Source organism: Epilithonimonas pallida (genome assembly GCF_900182975.1).
GTDB classification, from domain to species: domain Bacteria; phylum Bacteroidota; class Bacteroidia; order Flavobacteriales; family Weeksellaceae; genus Epilithonimonas; species Epilithonimonas pallida.
Genome location: NZ_FXUO01000001.1, coordinates 268,249 through 285,651 on the forward strand (window position 1 = coordinate 268,249; position 17,403 = coordinate 285,651).

The 17,403-nt window shown below is 40.1% G+C and carries 9 protein-coding genes; all 9 read left to right on the forward strand.

The annotated features are described in order from the left end of the window. The 9 genes from QOL71_RS01110 (at position 1) to QOL71_RS01150 (ending at position 17,402) form a co-directional block, all read left to right on the forward strand. The gene (locus QOL71_RS01110) at positions 1–2,463 is read left to right on the forward strand and encodes a glycoside hydrolase family 95 protein (RefSeq protein WP_283415173.1); all 2,463 of its coding nucleotides are present in this window, start codon (positions 1–3) and stop codon (positions 2,461–2,463) included. 212 nt (positions 2,464–2,675) lie between these two features. Beyond that, a complete protein-coding gene (locus QOL71_RS01115) occupies positions 2,676–4,394 on the forward strand; it encodes a glycoside hydrolase family 43 protein (protein WP_283415174.1) in 1,719 nt (572 codons plus the stop codon). A 256-nt stretch (positions 4,395–4,650) separates the two neighbouring features. Continuing rightward, on the forward strand, positions 4,651–6,261 hold the full coding sequence (locus QOL71_RS01120) for a glycoside hydrolase family 43 protein (RefSeq protein WP_283415175.1): 1,611 nt from the start codon (positions 4,651–4,653) through the stop codon (positions 6,259–6,261). Between the two features lie 327 nt (positions 6,262–6,588). After that, positions 6,589–8,514, forward strand: a complete 1,926-nt coding sequence (locus QOL71_RS01125; RefSeq protein ID WP_283415176.1) for an alpha/beta hydrolase-fold protein — start codon at positions 6,589–6,591, stop codon at positions 8,512–8,514. Positions 8,515–8,563: 49 nt separating this feature from the next. Then, complete coding sequence (locus QOL71_RS01130; protein ID WP_283415177.1) at positions 8,564–11,014, forward strand: glycoside hydrolase family 31 protein; 2,451 nt, start codon at positions 8,564–8,566, stop codon at positions 11,012–11,014. A 16-nt stretch (positions 11,015–11,030) separates the two neighbouring features. After that, entirely contained in the window at positions 11,031–12,398 is a 1,368-nt protein-coding gene (locus QOL71_RS01135) for a glycoside hydrolase family 43 protein (RefSeq protein ID WP_283415178.1), read from the forward strand. A 17-nt stretch (positions 12,399–12,415) separates the two neighbouring features. Further along, positions 12,416–14,443 (forward strand): NPCBM/NEW2 domain-containing protein, encoded by a 2,028-nt coding sequence (locus QOL71_RS01140; RefSeq protein WP_283415179.1) that lies wholly within the window; start codon positions 12,416–12,418, stop codon positions 14,441–14,443. A 2-nt stretch (positions 14,444–14,445) separates the two neighbouring features. Then, entirely contained in the window at positions 14,446–15,858 is a 1,413-nt protein-coding gene (locus tag QOL71_RS01145; protein WP_283415180.1) for a glycoside hydrolase family 43 protein, read from the forward strand. Between the two features lie 176 nt (positions 15,859–16,034). Continuing rightward, complete coding sequence (locus QOL71_RS01150; RefSeq protein ID WP_283415181.1) at positions 16,035–17,402, forward strand: glycoside hydrolase family 43 protein; 1,368 nt, start codon at positions 16,035–16,037, stop codon at positions 17,400–17,402. Position 17,403: the final 1 nt, after the last annotated feature.

Here is a 17,403-nt window from a genome sequence, read left to right on the forward strand (position 1 = left end):
ATGAACTTCAAGTTTTCCATATTAACCTTCTGTCTTTTCCTAAGCGGATTTTCCTTTGCTCAAAAAGGAGGAAAGAACAAGCTTTGGTACGACAAACCCGCCAAACAGTGGGTGGAAGCATTACCAGTTGGAAACGGAAGATTGGCTGCAATCGTTTTTGGTGACCCTTCCCGGGAAAAACTTCAGCTGAACGAAGGTACTTTTTGGTCGGGCGGACCTTCCCGGAATGATAATCCGGATGGCTCGAAAGTGTTGGATTCTATCCGGTATTATTTATTTAACGGAAATTACAAAAGAGCTCAGATTCTTGCGGATAAAGGATTGACAGCGAAAAGCCTTCACGGTTCTGCCTATCAGAATATTGGTGATTTTACGCTTGATTTTAGTAATATTAATGATGTTAAAAATTATTACAGGGAATTAGACATCGAAAAAGCAATCACAACCACGACATTTACTTCCAGTGGAATTAATTTCAAAAGGGAAGTGTTCGCTTCAATTCCTGATAATGTTATTGTAATTAAATTAAGTTCGGACAAGAAAAATGCACTGAGTTTCTTCGCTCAATTCAACAGCGAACTCAAAAAGAACAGCAAAGCCAATGATTCAAAAACTTTGCAAATGGACGGATTGTCTTCAACTTTAGACGGCGTTCAGGGTCAGGTTAAATTTAATGCCATCGCAAAAATTATCAACAAAGGTGGCAAAACAGAAGTTTCAGAAAACGGGATTTCGGTAAGCAATGCCGATGAAGTTACAATTCTGATTTCCATTGCAACTAACTTTACAGATTACAAAACTCTAAACACAGACGAAGTTTCAAAAAGCAGAAAATACATCGAAGCATCAGAACACAAAAGTTTCAATACGTTACTGAAAAATCATCTGGCTTCGTATCAAGAATATTTCAAAAGAGTGGATTTCGACTTAGGAACTTCCGAAGCAGCAAAACAACCAACCGACATTCGGATTAAAAATTTCGCAACCCATTACGACCCGGAATTGATTTCGTTATATTATCAGTTTGGTCGCTACCTCCTGATTTCGTCCTCACAGCCGGGCGGTCAGCCAGCCAATCTCCAGGGCATCTGGAACAATTCCAACAAACCCGCCTGGGACAGCAAATACACCATCAACATCAATACGGAAATGAATTACTGGCCGGCGGAAAAGACCAATCTTTCCGAGATGCACGAACCGCTGATTCAGATGGTAAAAGACTTAAGCGAATCCGGAAAAGAAACGGCAAAAACGATGTACAAAAGCCGCGGTTGGGTCGCACATCACAATACGGATATCTGGAGAATCACAGGCGTTGTAGATTTTGCCAACGCAGGAATGTGGCCGATGGGCGGAGCCTGGCTTTCCCAGCATCTTTGGGAAAAATATTTGTACAATGGCGATAAAAATTATCTTCAATCCATTTATCCAATTCTAAAATCTGCCGCTCAATTCTATGAAGATTTTCTGATAGAAGAACCGACGCACCATTGGCTGGTTGTGAGTCCTTCAATGTCTCCCGAGAATATTCCGGACGGACATCAGGGAAGTGCTTTGGCAGCAGGAAATACGATGGATAATCAGCTGATGTTTGACCTTTTTACGAAGACAAAAAAAGCGGCAGAAATTCTTAATATAGACTCAGATAAAATCCCGGTTTGGAACAATATTATTTCAAAATTACCACCGATGAAAATCGGAAGATATGGTCAATTGCAGGAATGGGTAGAAGACTGGGACAACCCGAAAGATAATCACAGGCACGTTTCGCATCTCTACGGATTGTTTCCGTCCAACCAAATCAATCCTTTTACGACGCCTGAATTGTTGGATGCCTCCAAAACCGTTTTACTTCATCGTGGCGACGTTTCCACAGGCTGGAGTATGGGTTGGAAAGTCAATCTCTGGGCGAAATTATTAGACGGAAATCACGCCAATAAATTAATCAAAGACCAATTAACGCTGGTAGAAAAAGACGGCTGGGGCAGCAAAGGCGGAACTTATCCGAATCTTTTCGACGCACATCCGCCGTTCCAGATAGATGGAAATTTTGGTTGCACTTCAGGAATTACCGAAATGCTTTTGCAAACTCAAAATGGTTTCATCGACATTCTTCCCGCACTTCCAGACGAGTGGAAAAACGGAAAAATTGCAGGCCTGAAAACCTACGGCGGTTTTGAAGTCAGCATTGTTTGGGAAAATAATAAAGCGAAGGAAATCACTATAAAATCAAATTTAGGCGGAAACTGCAGAATAAGAATTCCGAACGAAATGGAATTAAAAGCAAAAACAAAACTCAAAAAAGCAGAAGGCAAAAACCCGAATCCTTTTTTTGAAACACCTGAAACTAAGGAACCAATGATTTTTAGCGAAGCTAAATTAAACCCTGTAGAAATAAAAGAATCAATGATGTACGATTTCCCGACTGAAGCAGGAAAAACTTATATTTTAAAAATGAAATAAATAATTATTTGGGCAGCTTAATCCGTCTGTAGTTTATCCTGAGCCTGTCGAAGGGCTCCCAATCTTTTTTGCAGAAGATTTTAGATTAAAAAGAACTTGAGTACAAGCAAAAAAGGATTTCCGCTCAAGCCGGGCTGCGAGAGATTCAAAAGATTAATAACAACACAACCACGAATCCTAAAAATGTTCAATAAAAAAATAAAAAATTATATATGAAAAAGATAACAATGAATCCCAATTTCCTAAAAAACAAAACCGGCATTATTGCAGCAGCAGCTCTACTTTCTGTAAGCAATATTTCTGCCCAGACTTTTTCAGATTTCAATTACCGTGGAAACGACAAAATATATAACGATAACCCTCTGAAGCCGGACGAATTCTATTCCCCGATTCTTCAGGGCTGTTATCCTGATCCAAGCATCACCAAAAAAGGAGATGATTATTATCTGGTAAACTCTTCTTTCTCAATGTTTCCGGGTGTTCCGATTTTTACCTCTAAAGATTTGGTGAATTGGAAGCAGGTTGGGCACATTCTCGACAGACCTTCACAACTGAAAGTAGAAAAAGGTGGCGTTTCTCAGGGAATTTATGCACCGGATATCAAATACAACAAGTACAACGACACATTTTATATGATTACAACCCAAATCGCGGGTGGAGTCGGTAATATGGTCGTGAAAACCAAAGATCCATCAAAAGGCTGGAGTGAAGTCCAGAAATTGAATTTTGACGGTATTGATCCTGCCATTTTCTTTGATGATGACGGAAAAGCTTACATCGTTCACAACGACGCTCCACCAAAAGGAACCGAGCAATATCAAGGTCACCGCGTTATCAAAATGTGGGATTACGATCTGGAAAAAGACCAGGTTGTGGCGGGTTCAGACAGAATTATCGTAAACGGTGGAGTCGACCTTTCTCAAAAACCGATTTGGATTGAAGGTCCGCATTTGTACAAATACAAAGGAAAATATTACCTGATGTGTGCGGAAGGCGGAACCGGAGGCAACCACAGCGAAGTAATTTTTATGGCAGATTCTCCGAAAGGACCATTTGTTCCCGCTAAAAACAATCCGATTCTTACGCAAAGATATTTTCCTAGAGACAGAAAAGAAAAAGTAGATTGGGCAGGTCACGCCGATTTGGTGGAGGGTCCTAACGGACAATGGTACGGCGTATTTTTAGCCATTCGCCCGAATGTCAATAATCGTGTCAACAAAGGTCGTGAAACCTTCATTCTTCCGGTTGACTGGAGCGGAACATATCCTGTTTTCCAAAATGGCCTGGTTCCGATGAAACCGAAATTGAAAATGCCACAAGGTGTTCAGAATCAAACCGGACAAACCGGATTCTTCCCGAACGGAAATTTTACCTATAACGATAAATTAACCGATAAAAACCTTGATTTCCGTTGGATTGCAATGCGCGGACCTCGTGAAAATTTTATCACTGCTACAAAAAATGGTGTTAAAGTGAATCCTATGGAAACAAATATCAAAGCGTTGGCTCCGATTTCATCTTTGTTCCACAGATTACAGCACGAAGATTTTGAGACATCTGTAACCCTTGATTTTAAACCTAAATCTGAAAAAGAATTGGCCGGAATCACGCTCTACCAAAGCGAAACGTTCAATTATGTTTTCGGAGTTACGAAGAAAGACAAAGACTTCTACATCGTTTTAGAAAGAACTGAAAAAGGAAGTTCAAAACTGATTGCAAGTGAGAAAATTTCATTAGGTAAGACCATTAAATTCCAGGCAGTTGGTGAGAAAGATAACATTAGCTTCAATTATTCTTTGGACGGCAAAAATTTCAAAAATCTTGGTGGTCCGGTTTCAGGAGATATCCTTTCAACGGATGTTGCAGGCGGTTTCACAGGAAGTTTAATTGGCTTGTACAGCACTTCATCCAATGATATTGTGCCGAATTAATTTAACTATTTTAAACCTTCAAGGTTTCAAAAACCTTGAAGGTTTTGTAAAGTGTATCAATATAAAATCAATAGGAACGGGCTTTAGCCCGTTTTCAAAGGAAACAATCAATCGGCTTTAGCCCAATTTACAATAATATAAGCTTGATTTGATAAGCCAATTTGAAATAAACAGCAAGTATTAGTAATGTCACACTGAGCTTGTCGAAGTGTTTTTTAAGATTGCTTAAAATCAACCAAACCAAAATATCAAAACCGTGAAAATTAATAAATCATTTTATATAGTTTCTTTTTTGGGATTTATCTGGCTGAATAACCTTTCAGCCCAGGTAAATCACTCTGAAAAGGCGACAACCCGATTTACCAACCCAATCATTTGGGCAGATGCCCCGGATTTATCAATCACCAGAAACGGCGACGATTTTTATCTGATAAGCACTACAATGCATCTTATGCCAGGCGCTCCGGTAATGCATTCCAAAGATTTGGTCCATTGGGAAATGTCGAGCTATGTTTTTGATACACTAAATGATAATTCAAAATACGATTTGATTGACGGAAGCGTTTACGGGCGCGGACAATGGGCATCGTCCATCCGTTATCACAAAGGAAAATATTACGTTCTGTTTTCCCCAAATGATGAGCCTTTTAAATCCTATTTTTATGTCACCGATAACCCTGAAAAAGGTAATTGGAAGCTTATCACGAGAACCAGGCATTTTCACGACGCGTCTTTACTTTTTGATGATGATGACAGAGTTTACGTTTTCACTTCCAACAAAGTTTTTGAGCTAAGCCCGGATTTTAAAACCATTATCGGGAATCAGGACGGAACGGAAGTTTTTCAGAAAGATGCTTCGGAAACCGGACTTTTGGAAGGTAATCAAATCATTAAGAAAGACGGAAAATATTATATGATGATGATTTCCTGGCCAAGAGGAGGAAAACGCCGTCAGGAAGTCTACAGAGCTGATAAAGTAACCGGACCTTATGAGAAAAAAGTCATTCTTGAAGACAATTTTCTTGGATTTTCATACGCCGGACAAGGTGCTTTAATCGATGATAAAAATGGTAATTGGTATTCGCTGATTTTCCAGGATAGAAATGGTGTAGGCCGTGTCCCGATTTTGCTTCCGGTAAAATGGGAAAACGACTGGCCGGTTTTGGGCGACAACGGAAAAGTGCCTCTGACAGGTGAAGTCCCGCTTTCGCCATTTAAACCAAAAAATCATCTGGTGGAAAGCGACGAATTCTCCGACAAAAAAATGAAAATCCAGTGGCAATGGAATCATAATCCTGTCAACACAGCTTGGTCTTTATCCGACAGGAAAGGCTTTTTAAGGTTAAAAACCAATAGAGTCGTTGATAATCTGTACCTCGCTCCGAATACGTTGACCCAAAGAATGGAAGGCCCGAAATCCAGTGGCATCGTTGCTTTGGATGTGAAAGGAATGAAAGACGGCGATGTTGCTGGTTTCAGTGCTTTCAACGGCGATTCAGGGATTTTGTCTGTGGTAATGGAAAATGGTAAAAAGTTTATTGTCTTTTCAACCAATGAAGTCAGTTTAGATAATAAAACGAAGACGGTTACAGGTGTTAAAAAAGAAGAAAAAAAGAGAATCCCATTAAACTCGGACAAAGTCTATTTTAAAATTGATGCCGATTTTAATCTCGGAAAAGATTTGGCCGATTTTTATTACAGCACCGACCAAAAGAACTGGACCGAAATGGCAAAAGATTACAAAATGATTTTCGATTACCGGAGATTTTTTATGGGTTCAAAGTTTGCGATTTTCAATTATGCAACCAAAAATCTGGGAGGTTTTGTAGATGTTGATTTTTTCAGAGTAAATATAAGTTCGGAATAATTAGAGTTGAATAATTTGGGCAGCTTTATCCGCCTGTAGTTTATCCTGAGCTGGTTGAAGGACTCGCAATCTGTCACTCTGAGGCTCTCGAAGAGTCCACTCAGGTCGGGCTGCGAGAGATTCACTGTCTGAAAAAAATGAAAATTATTGCTTCGTAGAAGCAAACTGTTAGTAGCAAAACATTGTACCATCAAATCAAAGCCTCGTAGAGGCGACCTGTTAATTACAGCAATGATAATTAACATTAAAAATGTAAAAAAGATAAAACCCTTGCCGGTCTTATTTTTTTGTCTAAATTAATAAGTGTAAAAATTACAAATAAAAATCATGAACAAATCCATCATATTAGCAGTAGGCTTTATGTTATCCGGAATGTTTGTTTCAGCACAAACACTTGATAAACAGGCCCCGCAAGGTTTTGATATTGAAAACCCAACCGTTTCCCACGGAAAAATTGATACCATTCAATATGCTTCAAAAACCGTCGGAACTACAAGAAAAGCTTTGGTTTACATACCGCCGGGGTTCAAAAAAGGGGAAAAATATCCTGTTCTCTATCTTCTTCACGGCATCGGCGGCGATGAAAAAGAATGGTTCAACCAAGGGAAGCCGAATGTTATTCTGGATAATCTCTATGCACAGGGAAAACTGCAGCCGATGATTGTTGTTTTGCCGAATGGTCGAGCGATGAAAGATGACAGAGCAACAGGAAATATAATGGCTCCGGACAAAGTAGAAGCTTTCGCAACTTTTGAAAAAGATTTGCTGAATGACCTGATTCCGTTTGTAGAGAAAAAATATCCTGTTAAAAAAGACCGTGAAAACCGTGCTTTAGCCGGTTTGTCGATGGGAGGTGGACAAACACAGAATTTTGCTTTCGGAAATATCGATAAATTTGCGTGGCTGGGTGCATTTTCTTCAGCACCCAACACAAAAGAACCGAATCAGCTTTTGCCGAATCCACAGGAAGCATTGAAAATGAAACTTATATTTATTTCCTGCGGCGATGCGGACGGATTGATGCCTTTCAGCAAAAGAACCAGCGATTATCTGAAAAAAAATAAAATCCCGCATATTTTTTACATCGAACCGGGCGGTCACGATTTCAAGGTCTGGAAAAATGATTTATACATCTTTTCACAGCTCTTATTTAAGCCTGTTGATAAAACTAAATTTGACGGATTTACCGTTTTGGGAACGCCTGCAGCAACCAATATCAGGAATGCGCAGTATCCTCAAATCCTTCCCGACGGAAAAGTGATGTTCAAAGTGAAAGCGCCGGAAGCACAAAAAGTTCAGATCGATTTAGGAAAAAAATACGACCTCAAAAAAGACGCAGATGGTTTTTGGACAGGAACGACGGATGCACAAAGTGGAAGTTTTCATTATTATTCTTTGCTGATTGATGGTGTTGCGGTTGCAGACCCGTCCAGCGAAACATTCTACGGAATGGGAAGATACGCTAGTGGAATCGATATCCCTTTTGATGGCGATGATTTCTATGCATTAAAAGACGTTCCGCACGGCGATATCCGAGTCAAAAATTTCTATTCCAAAGTGACCAATTCTTGGCGAAGAGTTTTCATTTACACGCCGCCAGGTTACGACCAAAATGCTTCCGAATCATTTCCAGCTTTATACATTCTCCACGGCGGAGGCGAAGATGAAAGCGGGTGGGCCAATCAGGGTAAAACCAATCTGATTTTGGATAATCTGATTGCGGAAGGAAAAGCCAAAAAAATGGTAATTATTATGCCTGATGCTAACATCGGTCAGGGCGGACTCCGAAATTTTGGCGAGCGCAATCTCCAGATGTTTGAAAAAGAGCTGAAAGAATCTATTATTCCGTTTGCCGAATCCAATTATAGAATAAAAAAAGGCAAAGAAAATCGTGCATTGGCCGGACTTTCAATGGGCGGAATCTATACTCTGTATACAGGAATTCAGAATTCTGATATGTTTTCCAATCTGGGTGTTTTCAGTTCAGGATATATGTTGCCAATGCTTCAGGACATTGCCGATAAACAGTACAAATTTTTAAATGAAAATAAATCTGCCTTTTCATCCAATGTCAAAAATTTCTGGATTTCAATGGGCGGAAAAGACGATATCGCATATGAAAACGGTCAAAAAATGCTGAAAGAGCTGGATAAAATCGGAATTAAATATTCTTACAGAGATTATCCTGGCGGTCACAGCTGGCCGGTTTGGAGAGACAGTCTGTACCAGTTTGCGCAGGAACTTTTTAAATAATGTTTCAAAGCCATTAGAATGGAGTAAAATAATTCAAATCTAAAATGAAATGAGCTTTACAAAAATTAACATAAGATCTTCCATCATTACTATCGTAATGGTTTCCGGAATGCTGCATGTCAGTGCGCAATCTTATCAGAAGACAGATTCGGGCTTGAAGTTTTCTAATGATAATATGAATGTTGAAGTAAAATTTTATGGAGAAAATACGATTAGAATTATTAAATATCCTGCCGGAAAATCATTTGTCAAAAACAGTCTGTCAGTAATCAAAAAAGAACAGAAAACTAAATTTTCAGTTTCAGAAAACAATCATATTATTTCATTAAAAGCAAATGATTTGAATATTTTCATTGATGCTAAAAATGGAAAAATCACTTACAATTCATCCTCAGGAAAAGAACTTTTAAAGGAAATCGGAAGTGATTTCAAACCTTTTAATGATGCCGGAAATCAAACCTATTCTGTGTCTCAATCATTTCAACTGGAAAAAGAAGAACCCATCTATGGTTTAGGAATTTTACAGAACGGGAAAATGTCACAGCGAAATACGGATGTAAAAATGATTCAGAATAACACCTGGGATTTTGTGCCGTTTTTTCAATCTGTGAAAGGCTACGGAATCTTTTGGGATAACTATTCTCCGACTCAATTTACCGATAAACCAGACAAAACATCATTCTCATCGGAAGTTGGGGAAGTTGTTGATTATTATTTTATCTACGGAAAAAATGCGGATGGCGTAGTCGCAGGAATGCGAAATCTTACGGGAAAAGTGCCGATGATTCCGCTTTGGACTTATGGTTATTGGCAAAGCAAAGAGCGTTACAAAAGTCAGGATGAACTTTTGGAGGTTGTTAAAAAATACCGTGATTTGAAAGTTCCTTTAGACGGAATTATCCAGGATTGGCAGTATTGGGGCAACAATTACCAGTGGAATGCGATGGATTTCATCAGCCCTGATTTTCCTGATGCCAAAAAAATGATTCAGGATATTCACGATATGAATGCGCATCTTTCGGTTTCCATCTGGTCGTCTTTCGGACCGATGACCAATCAGTACCGTGAAATGGATAAAAAAGGAATGCTGTTCAATTTCAAAACTTGGCCGGAATCTGGCAGAGAAGTCTGGCCGCCTGATATGAATTATCCTTCCGGAGTCCGTGTTTACGATGCCTTCAATCCCGAAGCCAGAAATATTTACTGGAAATATCTCAACAAAGGCGTTTTCAGTCTTGGTGTAGATTCTTGGTGGATGGATTCTACGGAACCGGATCATCTCAGCCAAAAACCGGAAGATTTGGACACCAAAACTTATCTTGGGTCATTCCGAAAAGTGAGAAATGCGTATCCGCTGATGACCGTTGGTGGAGTGTATGACCATCAGCGTGAAACTACAAGTGATAAAAGGGTTTTTATTTTAACCAGGTCAGCTTTTGCAGGACAGCAAAGATACGCAGTAAACACTTGGTCGGGCGATGTCAACTCTTCGTGGGAGATGTTGCGCAATCAGGTTCCGGCAGGTTTAAATTTCAGCCTGACTGGAAATCCGAATTTCAACTCTGATATCGGTGGTTTCTTTGCCGGTGTTTATAAAAGAAACGGAGGCGCCAACAATCCGATGTTTCAGGAATTGTACGTTCGTTGGTTGCAATACGGCACTTTCACGCCAATGATGCGTTCGCACGGAACCGATGTTCCCAGGGAAATTTATCAATTCGGGAAAAAAGGTGATGTGGTTTATGATATTATCGAGAAATTCATCAGATTGCGTTACAGTATGTTGCCGTACATTTATTCGACCTCGCGGGATGTTTCTAAAAATAATTCGAGTTTTTTGAGAGCACTTTTGATGGATTTTTCATCAGACCAAAAAACCTGGGACATTAATAATGAATACCTTTTCGGTAAATCATTCTTAGTAGCACCAATTCTCAATCCTCAATACACACCTGAAAAATTCATTAAAACCGATGAAAATGAAGGCTGGAATAAAACCGATGCTACCAAAAAAGAAAATTCTCTTTCCAATATAGATTTTACACAAAATAAAACCGTTAAAGTTTACCTTCCTGTAGGTGCAGACTGGTTCGATTTCTGGACGAATGAAAAATACAAAGGCGGTCAGGAAATTCAGAAAACGGTAAATCTTCAAAGTATTCCGCTGTATGTGAAAGCGGGAAGCATCATTCCGTTCGGCCCAGATGTACAATATGCTACGGAGAAAAAATGGGATAATCTTACAGTGAAAATCTATCCGGGAACTGACGCAGATTTTATCTTATACGAAGACGAATTCGATAATTACAATTACGAAAAAGGAGATTATACTGAAATCCCTTTCCACTGGAACGAAAAATCAAAAACCTTAACGATAGATTCCCGAAAAGGAAATTTTAAAGGTATGATTGAAAAACGGAATTTCAATGTAATGCTTCCTGATGGACAGCAGAAATCGGTTAATTATTCCGGGAAAAAGATAAATATAAATTTAAAGTAAAATTAAAATATTGATTATGAGATGTTTAAGTTTAATGACGATTTTAGGATTTTTTCAGATTTCCTTCGCTCAAAATCCGATTATCCAAACCAAGTACACTGCAGATCCTGCACCGATGGTTTATAAGGATACGGTTTATCTTTACACAAGCCACGATGAAGACGATGCTTTCGGATTTAAAATGAAAGACTGGTTACTATACACTTCCACAGATATGGTCAATTGGACAGACCACGGTGTAGTGGCTTCGCTCAAGGATTTTAAATGGGTAAATACCGACAACGGTGCCTGGGCGCCACAGGTTGTTGAAAGAAAAGGGAAATTCTATATGTATTGTCCAATGCCCAACAATATGGGTATTGGTGTTTTGGTGGCGGACAGTCCGTATGGTCCTTTCACCGATCCTATCGGCAAGCCTTTGATCAAAAATTCTCTGGATGACATCGATCCCACAGTTTTAATTGATGACGATGGGCAGGCTTACCTGTACTGGGGAAATCCGAATCTTTGGTATGCTAAACTCAACGAAGATATGATATCTCTTGCCGGACCAATTACCAAAGACCCTTCGTTTGCGAAGGTCAAAGACCAGCCAGATCCTTTCAAATATCAGGAGGGACCTTGGGCGTGGAAACGAAACGGAATCTACTATATGGCTTATGCTTCTAAATGTTGTCCGGAAGGGATTGGTTATGCAATGGCAAAATCGCCTACAGGTCCTTGGAATTATGGAGGTGTAATAATGGATGGCGACCAGAGATCCAGCGGAAATCATCCCGGTATCATAGATTTCAAAGGCAAATCTTATGTTTTCGGATTCAACCATATGCTTAGAATGCAGACGATGAGCAAACATTACGAACGTAGGTCTGTTAGTGTCACAGAAATTACCTACAATGCAGATGGAACCATTCAGAAGCTTCCTTTCTGGACTACGGATGGTGCAAAAAGAGTAGGTACTCTGGACCCTTATAAAAAAGTGGAAGCAGAAACGATGGCTTACAGCGAAGGTCTGAAAACAGAAATGGTCACAGAATGGGAACGCAATCAACCCTATAACAGAGGCAAAAAAATCACAGACCGTGTCATTGTTACCTCAATTAACAATGGTGATTATATTAAAATCCAGGGGGTAGATTTTTCCAAAGGCGTAAAATCTTTGGATGTAAATGTTGCTTCTCTCTATGGAGGAAAAATAGAAGTGCGTTCAGATGCTCTTAATGGGCCATTGCTGGGAGTTGTTAACGTCACAGGAAAAGGTGAGGGCGACTTATATAAAACCATTAATACACCTCTGAAAAGTGTAAAAGGAATCCACGATTTATATTTTGTTTTTAAAGGTGAAAAAGACCTTTTCTATTTCGATTGGTGGAAATTTAATTAAACCCAAATTTTTAAATCATGTTGAAGACTAAACTACTTTTAATTGCTGTAACATTTTTGCTGTCGGGAAATATTTCCAAGGCGCAGTCAACCGTTTGGCTGGACCAGTTGGATTTAAACGTAGCAACACAGGGACACGGAAAACCGGGCATCAATACTTCGGTGGACGGAAAACCTATAACCATTGCCGGCGATGTTTTCAAAAGAGGTTTTGGAACGCATGCTGAAAGTTCTTTGTTGATTAAATTAAATGGCAAAGCAAAAAACTTTTCAGCTTTGGTAGGATTGGATGACGAAATGAAAGGGCAAAATCCCGCTACCGAATTTGAAATTTACGGCGACAACAAAAAGCTTTGGTCAAGCGGAATAATGAAATTAGGTGATAAAGCAAAGCCTGTTTCCGTTTCGCTTGAAGGTGTACAACAAGTAGAATTAGTCGTAACAGACGGGGGAAACGGACCTTATTATGACCACGCCGATTGGGCAGATGCCAAATTTGAAACAGCAGACGGTACAAAACTGATAACATTTAATCCGATTTCATCAGTACCATATATTTTGACACCAAAACCTGCGGCAACGCCAAAAATTAATTCAGCAGGTGTTTATGGCGTTCGTCCCGGCTCACCTTTTTTGTTTAGGGTTGCGGCAACGGGTGACAGACCGATGACTTTTACGGCAAAAAATCTTCCGAAAGGTTTAACAATAGACTCACAGACCGGAATCATCACCGGAAAAATAGATACGAAAGGAATTTATGAAGTTCTTTTATCCGCTAAAAATGCTAAAGGTTCAGTTTCAAAGAAATTAAGAATCGAAAGCGGAGACAAAATAGCTTTAACACCCACAATGGGATGGAATAGCTGGAATTGTTTCGGACACGAAGTTTCTGCCGACAAAGTGAAACGTGCCGCCGATGCTTTGATTAAAACAGGATTGGTAAATCACGGCTGGAATTATATTAACATTGATGATTCCTGGCAATTTAACAGAGACGGAAAAGACCCGTCTTTCAAAGGGAAAATGCGTGATGAAAACGGTTATATTCTGACCAATTCCAAATTTCCGGATATGAAGGAATTAACCGATTACTTTCATTCAAAAGGTTTAAAAGCAGGAATCTATTCCTCTCCCGGACCCTGGACTTGTGGCGGTTGCGCAGGAAGCTACGGCTACGAAAAACAGGATGCCGAAAGCTACGCCAAATGGGGAATTGATTATCTGAAATACGACTGGTGCAGCTACGGTGGCGTGATTGACGGTTTGCCCGATAACGACCCGAATAAAGTTTCTTCCCTCAATTTTCAGGGTGGAGGAGATTTGGATAAAGGCGTAAAGCCATTTAAATTAATGGGAGATTTATTAAAAACCCAGCCTCGTGATATTGTGTATAATCTTTGCCAATACGGGATGGGCGATGTCTGGAAATGGGGAAATGATGCCGATGCGCAATCCTGGCGAACAACCAATGACATCACCGATACCTGGGCAAGTGTTAAAAATATTGCTTTGGCTCAGGATAAAGCCGCTCCTTATGCAAAACCCGGCAACTGGAACGACCCGGATATGTTGGTAGTAGGCGTCGTAGGTTGGGGAAATCCACATCAGAGCCGATTGAAACCGGACGAACAATATTTACATATCAGTCTTTGGAGCATTTTTTCTGCACCATTACTGATTGGCTGCGACCTAGAGAAACTGGATGATTTTACTTTAAATCTTTTAACGAATGATGAGGTCATTGCCGTAAATCAGGATACTCTGGGAAAACAGGGCGTTTGCCTACAGACCATTGGCGAATTGAAAATTTACGTAAAAGACCTTGAAGACGGCGGAAAAGCGGTGGCTTTTGCCAATTTCGGAAGGGAAAAAGTGGATATGTCTTACAAAGATTTCCGGCAGCTCGGGATTTCCGGTCGCCAAACCGTAAGAGATATCTGGAGACAGAAGGACATTGCAAAAATCAATACATCAAATCAGGCATTATCACTGGATATTCCTGCGCACGGTGTGGTTTATTATAAATTTATTTCATCAAATAATTAAATATGATTCAATTAAAATCAAAATATATTGCATTATCATTCCTGTTGGCGAGTACTTTTATTTCCGCCCAGAATCCTATTATTCAAACTCATTTTACACCAGATCCTGCACCGATGGTGTACAAAAACAAGATGTATGTCTACACCGGAGATGATATTCCCGGCTATGATTTTTATTATATGACGAAATGGAGAGTATATTCTTCTAATGATATGGTCAACTGGACCGACCACGGTTCTCCACTGTCACTGGAATCTTTCAGCTGGGCCCGTGACAGAGCCTGGGCAGCACAATGTATTGAACGTAACGGCAAATTCTATTGGTACATCTGCGTTCAGACCGTTGATAACAATATGGCGATTGGCGTTGCTGTATCCGACAGTCCGACAGGTCCTTTTAAAGATGCACTCGGAAAACCACTGGTGACAACAGGAACCTGGGATAATATCGACCCGACGGTTTTTATTGATGATGACGGACAAGCCTATCTGTATTGGGGAAACAGTAAATTATTTTACGTGAAACTCAACAAAGATATGGTTTCCTATGGTGGAAAAATCACCGAAATTCCGCAATCGGTGGAAGCTTTTGGCGGATTGAGACGTCCCGGAAGAAGTGATGAGGTTTTGCAGAAACAGGAACAGTTTAAAGATGTTTTTGTGGAAGGTCCTTGGTTCTACAAACGCAACAAGCAATATTATATGATGTATGCCGGAATGACCGACCGAACAGAATGTCTGTCTTATTCCATAAGCGATTCGCCAACCGGACCGTGGAAATATCAGGGAAAAATAATGACCGGCCAACCGACCAACAGTTTTACTAACCACGGCGGAATTATTGATTTCAAAGGTAAATCCTACCTGTTCTATCACACAGGATTATTGCCCGGCGCAGGAAGTTACGGAAGGTCGACATCTATTGAAGAATTCAAATACAATCAGGATGGAAGCATCCCGAAAATTGCAATGACTAAAGAGGGCGTAAATCCGTTTGCAACACTCAATCCCTATAAAAGAAACGAAGCGGAAACAATAGCCTGGTCAGAAAAATGCAGCACTTCCGAAAACAAAAAGACGGGAGTTTATGTTTCCGACACCAGAGTGGGAGGTTATATCAAAGTTCGTTCGGTGGATTTTGAAAAAGGCGCCTCTGAATTTTCAGCTTCAATTGCCGCAGGTGTTGACGGAGGGATTTTAGAAGTGAGATTAGATAAAGTAGACGGAAATAAAATTGCAGAGATTGAAGTTCCGAGAACCGGAGGTTGGGAAGAATTTAAAACCCTGACATCAAAAATTTCAGAATCGGTTTCCGGCGTTCACGATGTATATTTTGTCTTTAAAGGTAAAAACATTACAGCTGGAAGAGTGCTTTTCAATTTCGACCACTGGAGTTTTAAAAAAGAAATAAGATAAAAATTCCCCTCCTTTGGAGGGGTGGCGAAAAATCGTAGATTTTTTGACGGGGTGGTTTATTAGAATTACGTGATAAAAATAATACAGCTTATACAAGCGTTAGCGGCTTTGTGAAACTAAAGAAATATTTATAAAAAAACTTTGCGCACTTAGTGTTCAAAATCAAAAAGTTAAATATGAAAAAAACAATACTCAATCTCTGTTTAATAGCATATTCGGGAATATTATTCTCTCAGAATCCCATTATTCAGACCAATTATACGGCAGACCCGGCTCCGATGGTGTATAACGACAGGCTTTACGTCTACACCACTCACGATGAGGACGATTCCACCTGGTTTGTAATGAACGACTGGAAGGTCTATTCCACCAACGATATGGTGAATTGGACCGACCACGGAAGTATTCTGAGCTATAAAGATTTCGATTGGGCAAAACGAGATGCCTGGGCTGCGCAATGCGTGGAAAGGAATGGTAAATTTTTTATGTATGTTCCGATGTGGTCCAAAACCAACAACAAAGGAGCGATCGGTGTTGCGGTGGGTGACAGTCCGTTTGGACCATTCCACGACCCGCTTGGAAAACCATTGGTCCAGAGTGAATGGGGTGATATTGACCCGACGGTTTTTATTGATGACGACGGTCAAGCCTATATGTATTGGGGAAATCCGAAACTTAAAATGGTTAAGCTCAATCAGGATATGATTTCCTATTCCGGCGATATTGTGGAAGTGCCAATGACCGCAGAATCTTTCGGAAAAAGGGACGGAAAAGAAAACCCTGAAAGACCTACAAAATACGAAGAAGGACCTTGGCTGTACAAAAGAAAAAATCTGTATTATCTGTTCTGGCCGGGCGGTCCGCTCCCTGAATTCATCGGATATTCCACCAGCAAAAGTGCACAGGGACCGTGGAAATACGGCGGAATCGTAATGCCAACCGAAGAAAAATCTTTTACCAACCATCCCGGAATTGTTGATTTCAGAGGGAAAACCTATTTCTTTTATCACAATGGCGCTTTGCCAGGAGGAAGCGGGTTCACAAGGTCGGTGAGTGTGGAAGAACTTAATTTTAATAAAGACGGTTCTATTTCTCCTATCAAAATGACGAATGGAATTACCAAAGCCATTGCAACCATTAATCCTTATGCTTTTAATCAGGCGGAAATGATTGCGTGGTCGGAAAATGTAAAATCTTATCAGAACAAAGAAGCAGGCGTCTTTATCAAAGCTAAAAAAAGTGGCGCTTACACCAGTGTGAAAAATGTGGATTTTGGTAAAAAAGGAGCATCAGCATTTTCGGCCAGAGTTGGAACGACACACAACAGCGATGTGACGATGGATGTCCATTTGGACAGTATTAGCGGACCTATTATTGCCACGGTAAAAGTTCCGTTGACCGGCGGAGACGACCGTTGGGAAACCGTGAAAACTGAAGTAAAGGAAAAAATTTCCGGCGTTCACGATGTGTATTTTGTATGTAATGGAAAAGCAGCAAAGGATATTATGTTTTTCGATTATTGGACTTTTCTTGAAAATAATTAAT